General features: G+C 71.9%; 24 protein-coding genes. 12 read left to right on the plus strand and 12 right to left on the minus strand.

The features are described from left to right. Positions 1–56: 56 nt before the first annotated feature. The 4 genes from IH45_RS0135595 to IH45_RS0135610 all read right to left on the minus strand — a co-directional run bounded on the left by IH45_RS0135595 (position 57) and on the right by IH45_RS0135610 (position 5,433). Positions 57–764: a flavin reductase family protein gene (locus tag IH45_RS0135595; RefSeq protein WP_394298730.1), complete on the minus strand. Its 708-nt coding sequence runs from the start codon at positions 762–764 to the stop codon at positions 57–59. Positions 765–825: 61 nt separating this feature from the next. Continuing rightward, positions 826–1,635: an enoyl-CoA hydratase/isomerase family protein gene (locus IH45_RS0135600; RefSeq protein ID WP_030678481.1), complete on the minus strand. Its 810-nt coding sequence runs from the start codon at positions 1,633–1,635 to the stop codon at positions 826–828. A 157-nt stretch (positions 1,636–1,792) separates the two neighbouring features. Next, positions 1,793–4,063, minus strand: a complete 2,271-nt coding sequence (locus IH45_RS0135605) for an acetate--CoA ligase family protein (RefSeq protein ID WP_030678483.1) — start codon at positions 4,061–4,063, stop codon at positions 1,793–1,795. A 146-nt stretch (positions 4,064–4,209) separates the two neighbouring features. Next, positions 4,210–5,433 carry a flavin-containing monooxygenase gene (locus tag IH45_RS0135610; RefSeq protein WP_050515420.1) on the minus strand — a complete coding sequence of 408 codons (1,224 nt, stop codon included), beginning with the start codon at positions 5,431–5,433 and terminating at the stop codon, positions 4,210–4,212. A 115-nt stretch (positions 5,434–5,548) separates the two neighbouring features. Between IH45_RS0135610 and IH45_RS01000000144470 the strand changes: the two genes are divergently transcribed. Both IH45_RS01000000144470 and IH45_RS0135620 read left to right on the plus strand, forming a co-directional pair. After that, positions 5,549–6,076, plus strand: a complete 528-nt coding sequence (locus tag IH45_RS01000000144470) for a Zn-ribbon domain-containing OB-fold protein (RefSeq protein WP_050515421.1) — start codon at positions 5,549–5,551, stop codon at positions 6,074–6,076. Positions 6,077–6,189: 113 nt separating this feature from the next. Further along, positions 6,190–6,741: a hypothetical protein gene (locus tag IH45_RS0135620; protein ID WP_030678489.1), complete on the plus strand. Its 552-nt coding sequence runs from the start codon at positions 6,190–6,192 to the stop codon at positions 6,739–6,741. 61 nt (positions 6,742–6,802) lie between these two features. Here IH45_RS0135620 and IH45_RS0135625 read toward each other — a convergent pair whose 3' ends face one another. Further along, positions 6,803–7,792 (minus strand): alpha/beta hydrolase family protein, encoded by a 990-nt coding sequence (locus IH45_RS0135625; protein WP_030678491.1) that lies wholly within the window; start codon positions 7,790–7,792, stop codon positions 6,803–6,805. Positions 7,793–7,912: 120 nt separating this feature from the next. Here IH45_RS0135625 and IH45_RS0135630 point away from each other — a divergent pair, with 120 nt between their 5' ends. Continuing rightward, entirely contained in the window at positions 7,913–8,413 is a 501-nt protein-coding gene (locus tag IH45_RS0135630) for a GNAT family N-acetyltransferase (protein ID WP_030678493.1), read from the plus strand. A gap of 25 nt (positions 8,414–8,438) precedes the next feature. Here the strand turns inward: IH45_RS0135630 and IH45_RS0135635 are convergent, their stop codons facing one another. The 3 genes from IH45_RS0135635 to IH45_RS0135645 form a co-directional block, all read right to left on the minus strand. After that, positions 8,439–9,143, minus strand: coding sequence for a pyridoxine/pyridoxamine 5'-phosphate oxidase (locus IH45_RS0135635; RefSeq protein WP_030678495.1), 705 nt, complete (start codon positions 9,141–9,143; stop codon positions 8,439–8,441). A 10-nt stretch (positions 9,144–9,153) separates the two neighbouring features. Then, entirely contained in the window at positions 9,154–10,443 is a 1,290-nt protein-coding gene (locus tag IH45_RS0135640; RefSeq protein ID WP_050515422.1) for an FAD-dependent monooxygenase, read from the minus strand. A 69-nt stretch (positions 10,444–10,512) separates the two neighbouring features. Then, a complete protein-coding gene (locus tag IH45_RS0135645; RefSeq protein WP_030678501.1) occupies positions 10,513–10,821 on the minus strand; it encodes a hypothetical protein in 309 nt (102 codons plus the stop codon). Between the two features lie 37 nt (positions 10,822–10,858). Between IH45_RS0135645 and IH45_RS0135650 the strand changes: the two genes are divergently transcribed. Beyond that, the gene (locus IH45_RS0135650) at positions 10,859–11,719 is read left to right on the plus strand and encodes a helix-turn-helix domain-containing protein (protein WP_234440801.1); all 861 of its coding nucleotides are present in this window, start codon (positions 10,859–10,861) and stop codon (positions 11,717–11,719) included. Continuing rightward, on the plus strand, positions 11,716–11,892 hold the full coding sequence (locus IH45_RS0135655) for a DUF397 domain-containing protein (protein WP_030678508.1): 177 nt from the start codon (positions 11,716–11,718) through the stop codon (positions 11,890–11,892). Before IH45_RS0135650 ends, IH45_RS0135655 begins: the two co-directional genes overlap by 4 nt. Here the strand turns inward: IH45_RS0135655 and IH45_RS0135660 are convergent. Further along, on the minus strand, positions 11,882–12,265 hold the full coding sequence (locus tag IH45_RS0135660; protein ID WP_234440802.1) for a hypothetical protein: 384 nt from the start codon (positions 12,263–12,265) through the stop codon (positions 11,882–11,884). The genes IH45_RS0135655 and IH45_RS0135660 overlap by 11 nt on opposite strands. A gap of 217 nt (positions 12,266–12,482) precedes the next feature. Continuing rightward, the gene (locus IH45_RS0135665; RefSeq protein WP_030678514.1) at positions 12,483–13,157 is read right to left on the minus strand and encodes a hypothetical protein; all 675 of its coding nucleotides are present in this window, start codon (positions 13,155–13,157) and stop codon (positions 12,483–12,485) included. 258 nt (positions 13,158–13,415) lie between these two features. Between IH45_RS0135665 and IH45_RS0135670 the strand changes: the two genes are divergently transcribed. Continuing rightward, on the plus strand, positions 13,416–14,219 hold the full coding sequence (locus tag IH45_RS0135670; RefSeq protein ID WP_030678517.1) for a VOC family protein: 804 nt from the start codon (positions 13,416–13,418) through the stop codon (positions 14,217–14,219). A gap of 18 nt (positions 14,220–14,237) precedes the next feature. Here the strand turns inward: IH45_RS0135670 and IH45_RS0135675 are convergent, their stop codons facing one another. After that, on the minus strand, positions 14,238–14,771 hold the full coding sequence (locus tag IH45_RS0135675; protein ID WP_030678520.1) for a MarR family winged helix-turn-helix transcriptional regulator: 534 nt from the start codon (positions 14,769–14,771) through the stop codon (positions 14,238–14,240). A 79-nt stretch (positions 14,772–14,850) separates the two neighbouring features. On the opposite strand from IH45_RS0135675, the gene IH45_RS0135680 reads away from it, so the two are divergent. After that, positions 14,851–15,957, plus strand: a complete 1,107-nt coding sequence (locus tag IH45_RS0135680) for a questin oxidase family protein (protein WP_030678523.1) — start codon at positions 14,851–14,853, stop codon at positions 15,955–15,957. A 51-nt stretch (positions 15,958–16,008) separates the two neighbouring features. Here IH45_RS0135680 and IH45_RS1000000145615 read toward each other — a convergent pair whose 3' ends face one another. After that, entirely contained in the window at positions 16,009–17,001 is a 993-nt protein-coding gene (locus tag IH45_RS1000000145615; protein ID WP_050515423.1) for an ALF repeat-containing protein, read from the minus strand. An 81-nt stretch (positions 17,002–17,082) separates the two neighbouring features. Between IH45_RS1000000145615 and IH45_RS0135695 the strand changes: the two genes are divergently transcribed. The 5 genes from IH45_RS0135695 to IH45_RS0135715 all read left to right on the plus strand — a co-directional run bounded on the left by IH45_RS0135695 (position 17,083) and on the right by IH45_RS0135715 (position 20,596). Then, the gene (locus IH45_RS0135695; protein ID WP_030678526.1) at positions 17,083–17,889 is read left to right on the plus strand and encodes an alpha/beta fold hydrolase; all 807 of its coding nucleotides are present in this window, start codon (positions 17,083–17,085) and stop codon (positions 17,887–17,889) included. Positions 17,890–17,964: 75 nt separating this feature from the next. Then, positions 17,965–18,654 carry a hypothetical protein gene (locus tag IH45_RS0135700; RefSeq protein ID WP_030678528.1) on the plus strand — a complete coding sequence of 230 codons (690 nt, stop codon included), beginning with the start codon at positions 17,965–17,967 and terminating at the stop codon, positions 18,652–18,654. A 130-nt stretch (positions 18,655–18,784) separates the two neighbouring features. Beyond that, positions 18,785–19,282 (plus strand): VOC family protein, encoded by a 498-nt coding sequence (locus tag IH45_RS0135705; RefSeq protein ID WP_030678531.1) that lies wholly within the window; start codon positions 18,785–18,787, stop codon positions 19,280–19,282. Between the two features lie 129 nt (positions 19,283–19,411). Then, positions 19,412–19,942, plus strand: a complete 531-nt coding sequence (locus IH45_RS0135710; protein ID WP_030678533.1) for a hypothetical protein — start codon at positions 19,412–19,414, stop codon at positions 19,940–19,942. Positions 19,943–20,080: 138 nt separating this feature from the next. Continuing rightward, a complete protein-coding gene (locus tag IH45_RS0135715) occupies positions 20,081–20,596 on the plus strand; it encodes a YfbM family protein (RefSeq protein ID WP_030678535.1) in 516 nt (171 codons plus the stop codon). Positions 20,597–20,617 lie beyond the last annotated feature (21 nt).

The raw sequence follows: 20,617 nt of genomic DNA on the forward strand, positions 1-20,617 counted from the left end.
CATCCCCGGACCCCCCGCCCCCGGGCCCGTCTCCCGCGCGGGCCCGTCGCCTCCCGTTACGCGCTGAAGCGGCCGAAGGTGCCCCGGTGGAACAGCAGCGGCCCGGCCTGCGCGGCCTCCGGGTCCGTACCGAGCGCGGCCACCCGTCCCACGACGATGAGGTGGTCGCCGCCGGTGTGCACGGCCTGGATCGCGCAGTCGATCCAGGCCATCGCGCCCGTGAGGCGCGGCGAGCCGGTGACGGGGGCGGGCGTGTACGGGACCCCCGCGAACTTGTCCGCGCCGCTGACGGCGAAGGCCCGGCACAGCGCCTCCTGGCCCGCCCCCAGGATGTTGATGCAGAAGACACCGGCGCGGGCGATCCGCGGCCAGGTCGTGGACGTACGGGCCACCATGAACGTGACCAGCGGCGGGTCCAGGGACAGCGACGCGAACGACTGACAGGCGAAACCGGCCGGGCCGGGAGCTGTGGTGCCACCGGCCCCGGTCTCGGCCCCGGTCTCGGCCCCGGCTGTCCGGGGCGCGGGCGCGGTGATGATCGTGACGCCGCTGGCGAAGTGGCCGAGTACGGCGCGGAAGTCGGCCGGGTCGAGGGGCGCGCGCTCGTCCTCCCGTACGGCCCTGAGGGCGGGGCGCGGCGGTACGGCGGCGTGGTCGGGGCCCAGTGCCGTGGCATGGGGCGTGGCGGGGGCCGTGGCGGAGGTCGGCGCGCCGACCGAACGCAGATAGCGCACCGCGGCGGCTGCCATACCGGCGTGTCCCATCATGCTTCCATTGAACCTGATGGCCCGTCAGATTCGGAAGCCCTGGACGGGGGTCCCTGACTCACCGCCCCCGGTACGTGGGCCGGCGGCGCTCCACGAAGGCCGCGACCCCTTCCCGCGCGTCCGCCGTCGTCATGTTGATCTCCTGGGCCGCCGCCTCGGCCGCGAACGCCGTGCCCCGGTCGGCTTCCAGCGACGCGTTGACCAGCTGCTTCGTGAGGGCGAAGGCCCGGGTCGGGCCGGTGGCGAGCCGTTCCGCCCAGTCCCGCGCGGCCTTTTCCAGGCCCGCGTCCGGCACGACCCGGTTGACCAGGCCCAGCCGTTCCGCGTCGGCCGCCGTGACCGCGTCGCCGAAGAACAGCAGCTCCTTCGCGCGCTGCGGCCCGACGAGCCGGGGCAGCAGGTACGCGCCACCGCCGTCCGGTACGAGGCCGCGCCGCGCGAACACCTCGATGAACGTCGCGGACTCGGCCGCCACCACCAGGTCGCAGGCGAAGGCGAGGTGCGCGCCGAGTCCGGCGGCGGTGCCGTTGACGGCGGCGAGGACCGGTTTCTCGCAGTCCAGTACGGCGGATACGAGGCGCTGGGCGCCGCGCTGGATCAGGCGGGCCACGTCGCCTACGACCCGCTCGGGCGGCCGCGCGGCAGCGGAGCCGGAGGCGTCGGCCGCCGCGCCGCCGCGCAGGTCGGCGCCCGCGCAGAATCCTTTGCCCGTGGCGGTGATGACGACGGCCCGTACGTCCGGGTCGGCGGAGGCCTCGAAAAGCCGGGAAATCACGCGTTCGCGCTGGTCGGGGGTGATGGCGTTGAGGGCGGCCGGGCGGTTCAGGGTGATCCACAGCACACCGTTGTCAGTGGTGCGGAGTATCAAGGAATCAGCGGACGCGGGCCGACCGGATCCGGTTCGGTCCGAGCCGGTTTGGTCCGATCCGGGCCGGCCGGGTTCGGGGGAAACAGGGGTGGACGACATGACGAAGCGGCTCCAAGCGGTGGTGGGGGCGGGCGTACGGAGGGCATGGGCGCGCCCGTCAGTGGCAGACGGCCAGCGCGTCGAGCGCGACCGCGCCCTGCCCGCGCGGCAGCACCATCAGCGGGTTGATGTCCAACTCGGCCAGTTCATCGCTCAGTTCGAGCGCCATGCGCTGCACCCGCAGCACGACCTCCACCAGCGCGTCCACATCCGCGGGCGGCGCTCCGCGCACGCCGTCCAGCAGGGCCCGGCCCCGCAGTTCGCCGAGCATCGCGCGGGCCCGGTCCTCGCCGAAGGGCGGCACGCCGACGGCGGTGTCCCGCAGCACTTCGACCAGCACCCCGCCCAGCCCGACGGTCACGGTCGGCCCGAAGAGCGCGTCCGGCGTGACGCCCACGACCATCTCCACGCCCCGCTCGACCATCTGGCAGACGAGGACGCCGTCCAGCTCGATGCCCTCGTGGCGGGCGATGTCGGCCAGCTCCCGGTAGGTGTCCCTGACCTGGCTGGCGGAGGTCAGCCCGGTGCGTACGAGCCCGAGTTCCGTCTTGTGCGCGAGCCGCGGCGCGGACGCCTTCAGGACGACGGGGTAGCCGACCAGGCTCGCCGCGCGCACGGCCGCCGCCGCACTGGTCACCAGCTGCTCGCGCGGCACCCTGATTCCGTACGCGCGCAGCAGCTGCTTCGCCGCGTGCTCGCTGAGCTGCTGTCCCGGGCGCATCAGGTCCTGCGCCTTGCGCGCGGCGGGGGACGGGGTGCGCGGGGCGCCGTCGAAGGGGGAGCGGTAGGCGGCGGTGAAGCGGTGGTGTTCGAGGTGGGCGCGTACGGCCGTCACGCAGTTGGCGAACGTACGGAAGGTCGCCACCCGCCGCGACCCCAGCAGGGTGCGCCGATAGGCGTCCTCGGTGCCGACCGGCGAACCCCAGACGACGCACACCAGCTTGTCCGTCTCTTCTGCCGCGGCCACGAGATCCTGCGCCAGCTTGTCGCTCATCGGCGGGGACGGGCCGGTGATCGGGCAGATCAGTACGCCGACCGACGGGTCCGCCAGGATCGCGTCGATGATCTTCCGGCCGCGCCGGTCGCCCACCGGGTGGCCGCCGCTGTCCACCGGGTTGGCGACGCTGAGATAGTCCGGGATCCACTGGTGCAGCTCGTCCTGCTTCGCGCGGCCGAGCGTGGGCAGGCGGAGCCCGGCGGCCGTCGCCAGATCCGCGAAGTGGGCGCCGGTGCCCCCGGATATCGAATAGACGGCGACGCCGTCGGCGGTGGGCGTACGGGCGCGGGCGAGCAGGGCCGCGGTGTCCTGCAACTCGTCCAGCCCGTCCACCCGGACCACACCGAACTGCCGCATGGCCGCGTCCACCACCGCGTCGGCGCCGGTGAGCTTGCCGGTGTGTGAGGCGGCGGTGCGCGCCCCGGCCTCGGTGCGGCCGACCTTGACGGCGACGACCGGGACCTTGTTGCGGGCCGCGCGGTCGGCGGCGAGCAGGAAGCTGCGGCCGTCCTTGAACCCTTCGACATAGGCGGCGATGGCCCCGACCTCGGGACGGGAGGCGAAGTAGGAGAGGAAGTCGGCGGTCTCCAGATCGGCCTCGTTGCCGGTCGGGGCCCAGTGGGAAAGGCGGATGCCCAGCTCCTGGAGGGAGAAGACGGGACGGCCCTGGTGGCCCGACTGGGTGATCAGGGCGATGGCGGGACCGTCCAGGTCCTCGCGGAACGACTCGAAGGCGTTGAGGTTGGTGTTCGGGCCGAGCAGCCGGATGCCGGTACGGGCCACGGCCTCGGCGAGCCGGGCCTGGGCAGCCGCGCCGGCCGCCCCGGTCTCGGCGAAGCCGGAGGCGAAGGCCACCGCGAACCCGGCCTTGGTGTCGGCCAGTTCCTCGATGACCGGCACCGGGTCCGCGACCAGCAGTACGGCGAGATCGACCTGCTCGGGCAGGTCGGAGACGGAGGTGTGACAGGGCAGGCCGAAGACGCGGTCCCGGCCCGGGTTGACCGGGTGGAGGCGGGCGCCGACCCGCTCGGCCCACGCGATCAGCTGCCGGGTGATCCCGGCGTTGGGGCGGCCCTCGCTGTCGGAGGCCCCGACGACCGCCACCGACCCGGGCCGGAAGAACCGGTCCAGGTCGGGGACGGGGGCGTACAGCGGACGCCCGCTGACGTCCAGGTCGGGCCCCGTGCCGTCGGCGTGCGCGCCGTCGGCGGACGGGCCGCCGGCGTGCGGTACGGCCGTACCGTGCACGGTGTGCGGCGGTGTCGCCCCGCACGCCACCACGCGGGCCGGGCTGGAGTGAGTGGTGAGGCTGCCGTAGGTCGATCCAAGCATCGCTGACGCCCGCTCCCGTGTGACGAGTGCCGATTCAACTGACGCTCAGTCAGGTTAGGTCAACTGACGTGCCGTCAGGAATAGGTCGTACCGGCCTCGCCGCTGCGCGAGCCCGCCGTGTCGAAGCCGGGGCGCGGGCGCGTGCCTCAGGGAAAGCCGCGTGCGGGTGCCGACTCCGTACCGCTCCCGGTGTCCGCGACGGCGACGGCGCGGGCGATGCGCCGCGCGTCCAGGGCGAGTTCGCGGAACATGCCGCTGATCGGGTTCGTGTAGCCGGTGAAGTGGAGGCCGGGGGCGGATGGCAGGGTGCGCGGGCCGTGGACGCGCGGGCGGCCGCGTGCGTCGAGGAGGCCGAGGTGGCCGACCAGGTCGTCGAGGCCGCGCCGGTAGCCGGTGGCGGCGATGACGACGTCCGGCTCGATCGCGTCACCGTCCGCGAGCCGCACGGTGCCGCCGTCGAAGGATGCCACCGCCGCCACCGGCCGTACCGCCCCGCTCCGTACGGCATCGATCAGCCCCACGTCCTGCACGGGGATCGCACCTTCCAGCACCCGGCTGTAGAGCCCGGTGTCGGGCATGGGCAGGCCGTGCGCCGACAGGTCCGGCACGGACAGGCGGCGCATCACATGGGCCGCCCGGTCCACCGCGCGTGGCGGCAGGCGGCGTACGAGGATGCCCGTCGCCTGGGCGGGCCACCCCGCCGTCGAACGGCGCACGATGTGCGGTGCGGTGCGGACCGCGAGCCGTACCCGTGCCGCGCCGCCCTCCGCCAGGTCGACCGCGATCTCGGCCCCGGTGTTGCCGGTGCCGATGACCAGCACGTCCTTGCCCGCGTACGGGCGCGCGTTGCGGTAGTCGCCGGCGTGCAGCAGTTCGCCCGGGTAGCCGTCGCGGCCCGGCCAGTCGGGGAGGTGCGGGGTGTGGTTGTAGCCGGTGGCGATCACGACCGTACGGGCGGCCGGCTCGCGTCCGCCGTTCGCGTGCAGGACCCAGCCGCCGTCCGCCGCACGGTCCACGCGCCGCACCTCGACCCCCGTGGCGACCTCCAGGCGGTGGTGCTCCGCGTATTGCTCCAGGTAGCGCACCACGTCGTCCCGCGCGACCCACCGTCCGAACCGGCGCGGAATCGGCAGGCCCGGCAGTCCGGAGAGCCGGCGCGTGGTGTGCAGCCGCAGACGGTCGTAGTGCCCGCGCCAGGAGGCGCCCACCGCGTCCGCCTTTTCGAGGACGACGGCGCGGATGCCATGGGCGCCCAGCGCGGCGGCGGTGGCGAGCCCGCCCGGCCCGCCCCCGACGACGTACACGGGCGAAGCGGCGGCCGGGGGTGTGCTGGATGCGGTGGGGTCGGCGTGCGCGGAGGCGTCCGGCATGCCGGTGAGGGTAACCGCGGAGCGCCCGCATGTCGCCGTACGGGACCAGGTCCGGACCCGCCCCCTTGCGCATCCTGGCCAACATCAGTAGAGCTGACGTCTAGTCAGTTCCCGCATGCCACACGAGGAGTGGGTGACCGCCGTGCAGCCGAAGACCGCCCCCGGGCACGACCTCCCCGAGACCGACGCCTTCAGCCGCGTCTACTGGGAGGCGGCGGCCGAGGGGCGTCTGCTGCTGCGCCGGTGCCGTGCCGACGGCTGTGGGGCGGCGCATCACTACCCGCGCGAGTTCTGCCCGCGTTGCTGGAGCGAAGACGTGGTGTGGGAGGAGGCGAGCGGCCGGGCCACGCTCTACACCTGGTCGGTCGTGCACCGGAACGACCTGCCGCCGTTCGGCGACCGCGTGCCGTACGTGGCCGCGGTCGTGGATCTGGCCGAGGGCCCCCGGATGATGACGGAGATTGTCGATTGCCCGGAGGCCCACCTGCGGATCGGGATGGCGCTGCGGGTGCGTTTTCGTAGGGTCGAGGGGGCCGGGACGGCATCCGGAGGGAGCGGAGCGAACGCCCACGAACTGGCCGTCCCCGTCTTCTGTCCCGCTTCCTCCCCCGCTCCCTCCTCCGCCCCTCCGGCGGGTGTGTAGGCGCCGGCTCCGGCGGTCGTTCCGCGGGCTGACGCGCGTTCCCCCTCGCGGGGGAGGGAAAGCCCTGCCGTGTGCCGACGACCGTTCACCCGTGATCGCGAAGACTGACGGGCATGACGACGATCACCCCTGAACCCCGTGTGACGTTTCCGCACGGCACGGAGCGTCCCGTGCCGAGATGGGCGGACATCACCGCGCACGCGATCCCGCTTCTGCTGCTGCCGCAGTGCCTGTGGCGCCTGCCCTTCGCCTTCGACTTCAAGATGGGGATGGTCGATCCGAACGCCCCGGGGTGGGTGTGGTGGGCCGTCCCCTACGTATTCGCACTCAGCATCGTCTCGGAGGCGTTGGCGCTGCTCTCCTTCGGCCTGGTGCGAGGCTGGGGTGAGGTGGCGCCCCGCTGGCTGCCGGGCATCGGGGGAAAGCGCATCCCTCCCTTCGCGGCCATCGTCCCGGCGACGCTCGGCGGCCTGGGCGCGACCGCCTTCTGGATGCCCACGCTGCTGCACTGGCTCCACGTCCCCGGCTCCGAGGGAGTCGGGTTCTCCGGCATCGGGTGGGAGATTCTGGCGAAGGTCTGCATCGCACCGGGCATGTTGTGGGGCCCCCTGGTGCTGGCACTGACCTGCGCCTACTACGTACGCCGCTGCCGCCCCTCCAACTGACCACGCCCTACACGGATTACTTGCATTACTTGCCTTGCCCGGATCACTTGGATTACTTGGATTATTTGGATTCGACCCGGCCCAAGGGCTCGGCCTCGGCCGCCAGCGCCTCGCACGCCGCCCGCCACGCCGGGTCCCCGGGGTAGAGCTGGGTACGCAGGTACGCCCAGGTCAGCCGCTGGACGGTGGCCACCCGCTCCGGGTTCTCGTCCGTGGTCTCGGCGACGTCGTATCCGGAGATCCCGCCGAGTCCGTGCCCCGCGCCGAAGAGGGTGAGCAGGGACTTCGGGCCCGGCGCGAGGATGTACGGATCGGCGTGCCAGTCCGGCCCGTTGACCGTCAGGTGCGCGGAGTCGTCCTCGTCGCCCGCGACCACGAGGGTGGGTGTGGCCATCTTGGAGTAGTCCGTGGTCGTGAAGAACGGCCAGTTCTCGGTCACGGTGGGCGTGAGCGCGTCGCCGCCCCGGCCGGGCCCGGCGAGCAGGACGCCCGCCTTGATACGGGGCTCGGTCAGGTCCACCTCCATACCGTCGTCCGGATCGGTGAGCCGCGCGCCCAGCAGCAGGCTCGCGGTGTGCCCGCCCATCGAGTGCCCGGCGACGGCGACCCTGCCCCGGTCCAGACGCCCGGCCAGCTGCGGTACGGCGGCCTCGACCGCGTCGAGCTGGTCGAGTACGTGTGTCATGTCCTCGGCCCGCGAACGCCAGAACATCGGAGCCCCGGGTGTGTCGGCGGGCAGGCTCAGCGTGCGGGAGCTGAGGTGGGTGGGCTGGATGACGACGAAGCCGTGCGCAGCCCAGTAGTTGGCGAGGGGCGCGTAGCCGTTCAGTGAGGAGAGGTGGTTGGAGTGGCCCTGCCCGTGCGAGAGGAGGAGGACCGGCAGGCCATCCCCGGTCACCGGTGCGGAAACCCGCAGCTGGAGGTCCACGGGCCGGCCGGGAACGGGCAGCGACACGGGGCTGACCGAGAGGACGGGAGTGGGGGCGGAGGCGGGTGCGGAGGCGGAGGCGGATGCGGAAGTGGATGCGGATGCGGATGCCGGTTCGCTCATGGTGCGCGATTCCCTTCGATGGTCGAACGCAAAGCGGAACGTCGTTCCGGATTGACGATACGGAACGACGTTCCGCTTCGTCAACGCTTATTCGCTGGCTCGCCGCGCCCGCCCCGCGTCATGCTGGCCGGTGTGCTGATCCGAGAGGCAACCGCGGCCGACTGGCCCGCCATCTGGCCGTTCTTCCGCGCCATCGTGGCGGCGGGCGAGACGTACACCTATCCCCGCGACATGGACGAGCCGACGAGCCGGGAGATGTGGATGCTCGCCCCGCCGTCCCGCACGGTCGTGGCCGTGGATGGCGCCGGTACGGTCCTGGGCTCGGCCAAGATGAACGCCAACCACATGGGCGCCGCCGCGCACATCGCGAGCGCCTCCTTCATGGTCGACCCGGCCCACGGCGGCCGGGGCGTGGGCCGCGCGCTCGGCGAGTACGCCGTCGACTGGGCCCGTACGACCGGTTTCCGCGCCATGCAGTTCAACGCGGTCGTCGAGACCAACACGCGCGCCGTCGCCCTCTGGCAGTCCCTCGGCTTCGAGATCATGACGACGCTCCCCGAGGGGTTTCTGCACCCCGCCAAGGGTTACGTCGGGCTGCACATCATGTATCGGCGCTTGTGAGCGCGCGCCGGGGGGCGGTGCCGGGCTACGGCCAGAGCAGTTCCCGGCACCAGTCGCCGCCGTCCTTGCGGTAGTTGATCCGTACGTGCCGTCGCCGCTCATCACCCTGGAAGAACTCGACCTCGTCGGGGTCCAGCACGTAGAGCGTCCAGCTGGGCACCGGGGCGTCCGGCTCCCGTTGCGCGCGCTCCCAGGCCGCTTCCGAGGCGCGTTCCAGTTCCGCGTACGAGGTGAGCGCTTCACTCTGGCGGCCTACGAGGGCGGCGGCCAGGGCGCCCGTCGAGCGACGGTGGAGGTCGGCCGCGCTCTCCTCCGGGCCCGCCTCGGCGACCCGGCCCCGGACGCGTACCTGGCGGCCGAGCGCGGGCCAGTAGAAGCCGAGAGCGGCGCGTGGGCGGGCGGTGAGTTCGCGGCCCTTGCGGCTGTCGCGGTGGGTGGCGAAGTGCCAGCCGCGCGCGTCGGCGTCGTGCAGCATCACGGTACGTACGTTGGGGTCGCCGGACGCGCCCGCCGTCGCGAGCGTCATGGTGTGCGGCTCGGGTACGCCCGCCTCGGCCGCCTCCCGCAGCCACTGCCGGAAGAGGGGCAGCGGGTGGGCCGGGGCGTGCGCGGGGTCCGGGTCGATGGCGGGCAGCTCGCAGTCCCATACGCGGAGGGAGCGCAGGAGCGCACGGAAGCGGTCGTCGGCGGCGGGGTCCGTGGGTTGGCTTTCGGCCGGGTGATCCACCATGCCCGGCAGCCTAATCCGCGCACAGCGCGGCGGGCTCCGGGATGGCGGGCTGCGGGGCGGCGGGCTCCCAGGTCGTGGGCGTGTACGGGGACGCGTACGGCTTGAGCGTGATCGCGTTCGCGCCGCGCTGTACGTCCTCGGCGAGCTTCTTCGCCACCAGGTTCTTCCACGGCATGTGGGGCAGCATCCGCAGCATCAGGTGGCGGAACCGGATCGCCCGCCTGCTGCCGAGCAGCATCTGCGGTACAAAGTTTTCCGCCATCCGCTGGTTCTCCGTGACGTACGGGCGCATCTCGGCCTCGTAGCGCGCGAAGGCCGTCAGCGGGTCGCCGCCCGCCGCCGCCAGTTCCCCGGCGAGTACGTACGCGCCAACCAGCGCCATCCCCGTCCCCTGCCCCGACGCGGGGGACGCGCAGTGCGCGGCGTCGCCCAGCAGCACCACGCGCCCGCGCGACCAGCGGTCCATCTCGATCATGTGCAGCCCGTCGAAGTAGAAGTCTTCGGCCGTACGGGAAGCGGCGAGGAGGCCGGGCACCTGCCAGCCGGCGTTCGCGAAGGCGTCGGCCAGTAGCGCGCGCTGGCGGTCCGTGTCGCGGTGATCGTAAGCGAGCCGCGGCGACCGGAAGCAGAGCATGGCTTTGGCGCCCGCGTCGTCGGGCGTGCTGTAGACGCAGGCCAGCGCGCCGGGTGCGGCGTAGTACAACTCCTCGCGGTCGAGGCCGAGTTCGTTCGGCACGCTGAAGGCGGAGATGTACGCGCCGAGGTGGCGCAGGTAGCGCGACTCGTCGCCGAAAGCGAGGCGGCGGACGGTGGAGTGCAGGCCGTCCGCGCCCACGACGAGGTCGAACCGGCGCGGCGCGGTGCGGGTGAACGTGACGTCCACCCCCGTCCCGTCGTCCGCGAGCGAGGTGATGGAGTCGCCGAAGACGTACTCCACGTCGTCCCGCGTGTGCGTGTACAGGATGCGGGCCAGGTCGCCGCGCATGATCTCGTCGTCGCCGTCCACCCGGGCGCCGAAGATGTCGGCGGGCAGCGTGGCTACGCGCCGCCCGCCGTCGTCCACGTACGCGCCGGTACGCATGTCCGTACTCGCGCGCCGGACCGCGCCCATGACGCCCATGCGTTGCGCGGCGTTCACCGCGGCGCCTCGGATGTCGACCTTGTAGCCGCCGGTACGCGGCTGAGGGGCGCGCTCCACGACGGTTACGGCGTAGCCGTAGCGGTGGAGCCAGTGGGCGAGTGCGGGGCCGGCGATGCCGGCGCCGGATATGAGGACGTGGGTGCGTCTTGTTGTGGTCATGGCGCGACTATACGAGTGATCTATACGCTTGTCTATGACGCGTGTATGGATCGCGTGGGTCGGTCGCGCTCACGGTGCGTGAAGGGTCTGGTTCAGCCTGCGGCCCCGGCTGTCGGCCACGCGCACGGCGTCGGTCAGCGACTCGGTGAGCCGGTTGGTGATGAACAGCAGCTCGGTGGGGGTGAGCGGTTCGGGGCGGCTGAGGCTGGCTCGCGAGTGGTCCAACACCTGGATTGCGGTGCACAGTTGCAACTCTTCCAGCTGGTCCGCGAAGTCGGACACGAGGCCCCGGCCCTCCCCGATCACGTAACAGGGCTTGCCGTCCTCATTGGCCCAGGGGAGGAGGCGTGGCTCGTCGGGGTGGTCTTTCGTCGTCATGACAACAAGGGTCGGCGTATGTGCGTAGCGTCACCAGGTGAAAGCGGCTCACATGCAGGATGTAGGGGAGGAGCTGGTCATCGTGATGGGGCGTATCGAGCCGTCGGCCGCGCGTACACACGTCGGTGGGCTTATCAAGATCTGCCGCCAGCGAGTCGGTATGACGCAAAGGATTCTGGCCAAGGAGACGCACGTTTCGGAATCGCTGGAGGGCGCGTACGAGCGGGGTGAGCGGATTCCGAGCGCGGGATTCCTGATTGACGCGGATCGGCTCACGGTGGCCGACGGCACTCTGGAATCGTGCGTAGAGCTGATGGAGCAGGAGCCGAGCCGGGCACAATTCCTGGAGTGGCAACTGCTGGAGGCCGAGGCGCTGAGCATCGGTGGGTACCTGGCGATGGTGATTCCCGGGCTCCTGCAAACCCCGGACTACATCCGCGCACTTCATCGATCGCGGGTCCCGGCGCTGCGTAGGGGAGACATCGACGAACTGGCTCAGGAACGACTGGAGCGCCAGGCGGTGCTGCTGCGGGAGCCCGCGCCGACCGTGAGCTTCGTAATCGAGGAAGGGGCGCTCCACCGGCCGCTGGGCGGAGAAGGGGTGCTGAAAGCGGCCCTGCTGCACGCGGCGGCCACTGCCCGCGAACTGGCACACGTAACGCTGCAAGTGATGCCCACCGTCACGCCTACGCACGCAGGGCTGACTGGACCGCTGGACCTGCTGTTCTCACCGGACGGGCGAGACAGCGTCTTCTTGGAAGGCCAGGACCGGAGTAGGTTGCTCACCAAGCCAGTTGAAGCAGCCCACCACAGGGAGCGGTTCGGAGCACTTCGCGCGGAGGCTCTGTCGCCAGGGAAGTCCCTGGAACTGATCGAGAAGGTAGCAGGTGAGCTATGAGCGCCGAATTGGCGTGGACCAAGAGCAGTTACAGCCTCAATGAAGGCGGTACATGCGTCGAAGTCGCCCCCACCCCCACCACCATCCACATACGCGACTCCAAGAACAAATCCGGCCCGGCGCTCGCCGTACCCCCCGCCGCCTGGGCGGAGTTCCTCCGCCTCATCGTCTGACGTACTCGGTGACGCGTTCGTTCATGACCTGCAAGTGGGGGTCCCAGGTGTAGATCCGGCGCAGGTCGTATCCGGCGTAATCGGCGGGCTCGCGGACGAGTACGTCACCGCCGGACAGCTCGACCGACGAGGGGGTCACCCCGGCGTCCATGATCTGGGCGACCGTCCCGTCCTTGACCGTGAAGGCGCTCAGGAACAGGAACGTCTTCCCGGACGCGACGCCGATCAGCAGCTCGTCCTTGCCGTCGCCGGTCAGGTCCCAGTACTTCGGCGTCTCCACGGAACACGTCTCCGGCCCGGCGGCCCGGCACTTCCCGACCGTGGCCCGCGCCACGTCCCGCGCCGGGATGCGGCGCATGTCGCCGGACGGCACGCGCGGCAATCCCCGTACCGGTTTCGGCTTGTCCGCCGCCTCCGGCGGCTCCGTGGGCTGTGGTGGGGCCAGCCGACCGGGCCACAGTCGGGACGGCGCCGATACGGCCGCCGTATGCCCGGCACTCCTCGGCCCGCCGGTCACCGCACACCCGCCCAACAGCACGGACGCGCACACCAGGCAGGACGTCAGGAAGCGGCGTATCGGCATGGGTGCGTCACTTCCGGCCGGTCTCGACGTACTCGGTGACGCGTTCGTTCATGGCCTGTAGGCGTTCGTCCCACGTGTAGACGCGGCGCAGCTCGTAGCCGCCCGTAGTGACCGGGTCCCACAGGATCACCTCGCGGCCGGACAGCTCGACCGACCTGGCGCTGTTCGAGTTGGCCAGGACCTGGGTGATCACTCCGTCCTTGACCGTGAAGGCCCACAGGGACACCCAGCCGTTGCCCGCCTCGATGGCCAGCAGCAGGTCGTCCTTGCCGTCGCCGGTCAGGTCCCGGTAGCGGGGGGCCTGCACGGCGCACGGCCGCTGCCCGATGGTCCGGCACTCCTTGATCTTCTTCACCGTGTCGTCCGAGGCGTCCATCGGCTCGGCCGCGGCGCGGGCGATGGTGAGCGGCGCGACCTCGTGAATGTTTCCGGACGGCACGCGCGGCAGCGCCCGCAGCGGGGTCGGCCGGCCGGCGGAGTTGGGCGGCCCCAGGGGTTTCGGGGGCCTACTGGCGGACCACACCTGTTCGGGGGCGCTGGCCGCCGGTGTCCGCCCGGCGCTCTTCGGGTCGCCGGTCGCGGCGCAGCCGCTCAGCAGCACGGACGCACCTACGAGGGAGAGGGCCAGGCCAGGCGCCACCGCTTGGGCGCGCCTCAGGAAGGCCGTCGGGGAGCGGCGCATCAGCACGTCATTTTCCGTGGGGCCCGGCGGGGCGGGCGGGCAAAGGGCACACCGCACATGATGGTGTCTGCCCTCTATTGCGGCGATTCGGCGGCTGCGTAACGGGGTCCCGTAGACGGAGGCACAGTGGTGTTACGGGAGGTTGCCGCAAGGCGTGGCGCATATAGGACGTGACCCGTCCTGCATGGCGCCTAGCGTCATCGGTACCGGGTCAGCGCGGCCGGCCGGCCGGTCGCCCCGTACCGTGAGGAGCACGTCATGAGCCGTGTCACCGGCAACCAGCCCGACGGGACGCCCACCTGGATTGAACTGACCGTGCCCGACCTGGACCGGGCCATGGACTTCTACGGCGCGCTGTTCGGCTGGACGTACGAGACGGAGACGACAGGGGCGGCGGGGGAGGCGGCGGATCCGGCGGCAGAGGGCGCGGAGCACGGCCGGTACGCCGTCGGGCTGGTGGACGGGCAGCGCGCGGCGGGGCTGATGGAGCGGCCCGGCGAGGCGGGCGGCGCGTGGATCATGTACATGGCCACCGACGACTGCGACGGCACGGCCAAGCGCGTCGCCGACGCGGGCGGCCGGGTGCTGTGGGGGCCGGTCGAGATCCGGGATTACGGGCGGGCCGCGCTCGTCGAGGACACCGTGGGCGCGCAGTTCGGGCTGTGGCAGGGCCGCGCCCGCCTCGGCTGCGAGGTCGTCAACGAGCCCAACTCCCTCATACGCAACGACCTGATCGCCCCGGACCCCGCCCCGGCCCGCGACTTCTACGCGGCCGTCTTCGGCTACACCCTGGAGCCCAACGCCGACCTGCCGGACGCCGACTTCACCTTCCTGCGCCGCCCGGACGGGCACGAGATCGGCGGAATCATGGGCGACCCGTCCGCCGGGGCGGCGGGCTGGGGAACGCTCTTCGAGGTCGCGGACACGGACGCGGCGGTCGCGCGGGCGGTCGCGGCCGGTGGTACGGCGGGCGAGCCGGAGGACAGCGTGTACGCGCGGCATGCGCGGATCACCGACCCGTTCGGCGCCGAGTTCACGGTCGGGGCGCGGCCGAAGGCGTGAGGCGGCGCCCGGGAGGCACTACGCCAGTATCTCGCGCGTCCACGCCGCCAGACCCGCGACGAAGCCCGCGCGGTCGCGCGGCGACAGGGTGTCGAGGGCGCGCAGCAGCGGTTCGGAGCGGGTCGCGATGAAACGCTCGATCGCGGGGCGGTAGTCGGCGGACAGGGAGACGAGGACCCGGCGGCGGTTGGCCGGGTCCTCGTTGCGTTCCACGATGCCGGCCCGGTTCAGGGCGCCGACCAGCTCGGACGCGGTCGGCAGGGACACCCGCAGGCGCCGGGCCAGGTCGCCGACGGTCAGCGCGCCCGCGAGGAGCTGCGGCAGCACCGCACCGTGGCGCGGGGTGAGGTGGTGCGCCTTCATCGTGCCGAGCAGCGGCTCCGGCATGGCGCCCTCGACGAGCCCCTTGCGGAAGTACGGGGCGAGCAGCGGGATCAGGCCGATGACCTCGACGTCGGCGGGGGCCGGTACCGGGAGGGAGGAGCCGGCGGCCGGTTCGGCGACCGGTCCGGCGGGATGCCCGGCGTTTTCGGCCTGAGGAGCGTGCGGCATACTGCGAGTCTAGATGGTTTGGATTTCCAAACTGTATCTCCAAACTGTTGGGATCGCGACCTCCGGAAGGAGCAGGCGCATGCCGTCGATCAGCTATCACGACGCGGTCAATGAAGCCTTGGAGCGGATGGACGACCTGGGGTACGAGCGGGGAGCCGGGGCGGATCTGGCCAATCACGGGCCGATGGGCGCCGAGGCGCTGGCGGTGCTCGGGTACGAGGGCGAGGTGGCCGGGTGGGTGGAGCGCTACCGGGTCGCGATGCCCCACCACGAGCCGCCCGCCGCCCGTTTCGCGCTCGACCCCGACGACGAGAGTTCCTGGCGGCCGGCGCTCGGCGCGTTCGACCGGGCCGGTGACTGGGAGCGGCTGTTCGTACGGGAGCTGGCCGGTGCCCCGTGGCGCGATGTGCTCGCCCGGTGGTGGCCGCGCCTGCTGCCGGGGCTCCTCGCGGGGCTGACGCACGGGCTGATCCGTACGGCACATGCGGTGCGCGCGCTGTACGGGGCGGGCGAGGATGGGCCTACGGGGCCCCAACTCACCGAGCTGGCGCGCGGGTTGGCGTACTGGGCGGCCCGCTGCACCGCCCTCCCCGGGCAGGCGCGGCTGCGCGGCTCGTACGACCTGGCGGGGGCGATCGCGGCGCTGCCGCGCGTACCGGGCGACGGCGGGCCGATGAACCCGGGCGTCGCACGCGGCCGGCTGGCGCGCCTCGCCGACCTGCCGGGCTACGGCGAGGCGCTGGACGCGCTGGCCGTCGAGCACGCGCCGTACCTGCTGAGCGAGATGACGGCGCAGTTCTCCGACGTGTACCTGAGCCACGACGAAGTCTTCCCGGTGCCGCTGATCCACGGCGTCACCGCGCCCGCCGCCGCCCGGCTCGTACTGCCGCACCTGCCCGCCGACCAGTACGAACCGACGCTGGCCGCGCTGTGGCAGGTGCACGCGGCGCTGCTGCTCGCCTTCACGACGAGCCGGCGCGGAGAGGGGACGGGCGCATGGCGGGCCGAACTGCCCGCGGAACTGCCTTCGTTGGACGAGCTGGGTGCGCGGGCCGTGGAGCACGGGGACGAACACGTCCTGAAGTTCACCGAGGCGTGCCGCCGGGAGTACGCGCTGCGGCCCGATCCGCGGTTCCGGGCGGCGGTGGTGATGGCGCAGCGGCGGATCGCGCCGCTGGGGAAGTGAGACGGAGCGGGACGCCCGGGCGGCCGGGCGTCCCGCCGTAACCGTGAGAGATCAGCCGCGCTCGCCGGCAGCGGTACGGCGACGGCCGGCGATCACCAGGCCCGCGCCCGCGGCGACCGCGACGGCGGCACCGCCGACGGCCCACGGGGCGGCCGGGCTGACGCCGGTGGCGGCCAGCGAGGTGCCGTGACCGGCGGACGTGACGGCGTTGCCGGGGGTGGTGACGGCGGTGGTGCCGTGCTCGCCGTTGGCACGGACATCGGTGGCGGGCTGGACGTTCTTGCCGTCCGTGCCGCCCTTGCCGCTGTCCTTGGCGGCCTTCTCCTCGGCAGCCTTGTCGGCCTTGTCCTTGGCTGCCTTGTCCTTCGCAGCCTTCTCCTTGTCGGCCTTCTCCTTGGCCGCCTTCTCCTCCTCGGCCTTCTTCTTGGCGGCCTCGTCCTTGGCGCGGGCCTCGTACTGGCCTACGTCGAGGAAGCGCTGGATGGCGTCGTCGCCTTCGCGGATCGCCTCGTGGGCGGCCTCCTGCACCGCAGGTCCGCCGATGCTGGAGATCTGCACCGCGAGGGTCCGGTTGTCCGCGATCTGCGCCAGGTGGTACCCCTTCTCCAGGTAGTACACGCGGTCCTGCGGGGTGCCGTCCATCGCCTTGTTCACGGCATCGCGCACGTTCCGGCCGACGTACTTGCCGGACAGAGTCCGGATGACCGCCACGCGGTTGTCCGTGTCGCGCGCCTTGTACTGCCCCGTCTCCAGGAACCGGCGCACGTCCTCGGGCGTGCCGTCCAGCGCCTTGTTGGCCGCCTCCCGCAGGCTACGGCCGGCGTTCTTGTCGGAGGCGATCTGCGAGACCTTGATCCGGTCCTCGACCACCGACCGGGCGTCCGACTGCTTCCCGGCCTCGTCCGGCTTCGCCTCCGCGCCCCGGTCCGGCGCCGACTTGGCCGTGGACGGCGCCTCGGCGGCGACCGCCGGGGACGAGAACAGGACGGCCGGCGCGACGGCGGCAGCCGCGAGGAAGGCCGTGAGACGGGCCTGCTTCTTCATACGCTCACACTCGATTTTCCATGAATGCCCAAAAACGGCCTTAAGCGTACGGTGAGGTGATCTCACCCGTACTGTCGGGGCATGGAAAGTCCGCGATACGTGCGTTCCGAACTGCTTCTGAACAACCGCCGCAACCGCCGCCTCTCCTACCTGGACTTCGGCCGGGCCACCGGAAAACCCCTCCTCGCCCTGCACGGGCATTTCTCCGAAGGCCATGCCTTCGCCGCGCTGGCCGGCGAACTCGGCCCGGAATGGCGGGTGATAGCCCCCGACCAGCGTGGCCACGGCGAGTCCGATCGCGCCCCGGATTACTCCCGCGGGGGCTATGTCGCCGACGCCGTGGCCCTGCTCGACCACCTCGGCCTGCCGTCCGCCGTCGTGCTCGGCCATTCCATGGGCGGCAAGAACGCGTACCACCTGGCCGCCCGGCACCCCGGCCGGGTACGTGCCCTCATCAACGTGGACGACCCGGTCGTCATCGCGGACACCGGCCCCAGCGGCATCTCCTTCTGCCTCGACTGGCCGCGGCGGGCGCCGACCCGGGAGGCGATGCTCGACGGGCTCGGCGAGGCGGCCCCGATCGTCGGGGAATGGCTGCGGCAACAGCCGGACGGCAGCTGGCGGTTGCCGTTCGTGCCGGAGGACATCGTGGCGTCCGACCTCGCCGTGCGGGGCGATCACTGGCCGGTCTGGCTGGGCAGCGACTGCCCGGCCCTGCTCGTGCACGGCCGTACGAGTTTCCTGCTCTCCCCGCGACTGGCCCGGGAAATGGCCGAGCGCCGGCCGCACACCCGCCGGGTCGAACTGGACGCCGGGCACTTCATCCTGACCGAGGAACCGGACGGGCTGGCCGCGGCCGTACGGGAATTCCTCGCCACTCTCCGGTGAGCCGTCGGAACGGAGGGCCCCTTCGTATCGGGGCGATAGTGGACGAGCGGGGGCAATTTTCCCTATGGTAAAGAAGTGGCAAACTTCGTTGAATGCATAACCGATCCGGCCATCGCCGGTGAGCTGTGGTGTGGTGAGGACACCGTCGCCGTCTTCACCGCGCGCCCCCTGGGGGCCGTCGAAGGCTCCGTCGCGCTGCTGGACCTGGGCGCGTCCGATGCCTCGCTGCGCTTCGTCGCCGTACTCGACTGCGCGGAGGACGAGCTGCTGGTGCCGCTGCTGCGGGAGGCGGCGGACGCGGTCCGGCAGGCGGGCGGTACGGCGCTGCGGTGGATCACGGAGGAGGACACCAGCCCCGGCAAGACCGCGGTGGAACTGAACGCCATGGAGAGCGGCGAGGTTCACCGCTGGTGGCGGCGCGGCCTGCCGGCCGGCGCTCCCGTGGGGGACGCGGCGGTACGGCGGCTCCCGGCCGAGGACGAAGACGTCGCGTTCCGTATCGCCACGGACGAAGCCCGCTACGACGTCGAGCTGACCGGCACCCGCGCCCGCCTCGTCCACAACCGCGAGGCCGACAGCACCGCCGACGCGCTCACGGCCCTCACCGCGGCGGCGCTGCACACCCTCGACACGGACCACCCCGGCCTGAGCGCCGCCGAGGTCAACGCGGCACCCGACGACGAAGCACTGCACGCCGCGCTCCAGCGGCTGGGCTTCGCCCCGACGGCCGAACGCGCCGTGGAGTACACGCTGCCGCTCGCGTAGGCGGGGGGCGGGTCAGGGCTTCGCGGCGACGGCAGGAAGGCGACCTGGCGGGCAGTAGGACAGAACCTGTCCTACTGCCCGCCTAATGTCATCACTGACGTTGAGGCACGCGCATTCCAGGAGGCACCAGATGTCCGTCAAGCCCGTCCCGCACGGCTACCACACCGTCACGCCGTGGATCATCTCCCGCGACACGGTGCAGCTGATCGACTTCATGAAGCGGGCATTCGGCGCGGAGGAGCTGGCCTGCCTGGCCGACGAGGACGGGGTCGTCGGGCATGCGGAGGTGCGCATCCGCGACTCGGTGGTGATGATGTTCGACGCGCGGCCGGAGTGGCCGTCGACCCCGGGCTTCCTGCGCCTCTACGTGGAAGACGCCGACGCCGTGCACCGGCAGGCCGTCGCGGCCGGAGGCACCTCGGTCACCGAGGTCACCCACCTGTCCTTCGGCGACCGGGTCGGGCGGGTGCGCGATCCGCTGGGCAACCTGTACTGGATCCAGGAACGCGTGGAGGACGTGAGCCCCGAGGAGATGGAACGCCGTCTGGGCGACCCGGAATTCACCAAGGCGATGGAGTATGTGCAAAGCGCCGACTTCTTCCCGGGCAGCGCCGACAACCGCGGCTGAGCGGCCGGCGCGCTCTCCGGCGCTCCGCGTGTTAGCGGAGCGTTAGCCGTACGGCGGCGGAGCGTCAGCGGCGGCCGACAACCTTGTTCTCACGAGCCGAAGCGCCACTCGACGAGAACGGGGAAGACCATGACGCACCGCACCGCCACCCTCCGCCACGCCCGCAAGGCCGCCGCCGCCCTGGTGATCGCCGCCGCCGCGTTCGGGCTCACCGCCTGTCAGGACGGCACCGGCGTGAAGTCCGCCCCGTCCACCTCGGCCGTCGCGGGTGGCCAGCAGTCCTCCGGGGCCACGGGCGAGAAGTCCCGGGGAGGCGAGCAGGGCGCGCCGTCGGGCACCGCGAAGAAGTCCCAGGGGGACGGGAAGAGCGCGCCGTCGGGCACCGCGAAGAAGCCCGGTGAGAAGTGCACGGACAAGATCAACTATGCGGGCGACCCGCGGTCCAACGCCGAGATCAACTCCATCGGTGAGGACACCGGCCGCTGCCCGGCGCCGAAGAAGACGCAGCCGAAGGACCAGGCCACGCCGTCGGGCACCCCGAAGGAAGCCGGCAAGAGCTGCACCAACCAGATCAACTACGCGGGTGACCCGCGGTCCAACGCCGTGATCAACTCCATCGGTGAGAAGACCGGCTACTGCCCGCCGGTCCAGAACAAGTGAGCCCTTGCCGCGCCGGCGGCCGCCCCACCACCCTGTGGAACACTTGATCGCCGATCAAGGGCCAACGGTCATCGGTCACCGGTCACCGGCCACCGATATCCGGTCACCGGGCCGCAGCAGTCGCTTGGGGGAGCTTCCATGGGCATGGTCATCTCGTTCACATGCGTGACGCCGGCGGAACTGGAGCAGGCGCACGCGGACCCGGGGTGGGCCAGGGAGTTCCTGGACGACCTCAGCTGGAACAACCGGCGGCCGGGCAATCCCGGGGTGTATCTCGACAAGTCGTGGGCCGGAATCCAGTACCTGCTGGACGAGGCGGAGGCGGAGCTCGACCTCCAGACGGACGGGATACCGATCACCGAGGAAGGCACGCTCAGCGGCTGGTCCGCCGAAACCGTGCAGGCGGCAGCCGAGGAACTGCGGGCCCTGCCGTTCGTTCGGCTGGCCGCTCACTACGACGCGGCGCGGATGACCGAAGAAGACGTGTACCCCGGCGTATGGGACGACGGCGAGGGCAGCGACGAGGACGGCAGCGAGGACGGCAGCGAGGACGGCGAACTCTCCTACCTGCGGTCGAACTACGAAGAGCTGGTCGCCTTCTTCGACACCACGGCCACCACCGCGCAGGCGGCGATCATGTCGTTCTCCTTCTGAGTCCCCCGCGGGCGGGTAAAG

It is taken from the genome of Streptomyces rimosus subsp. rimosus (genome assembly GCF_000720725.1).
In the GTDB taxonomy this organism is placed as follows: domain Bacteria; phylum Actinomycetota; class Actinomycetes; order Streptomycetales; family Streptomycetaceae; genus Streptomyces; species Streptomyces rimosus_A.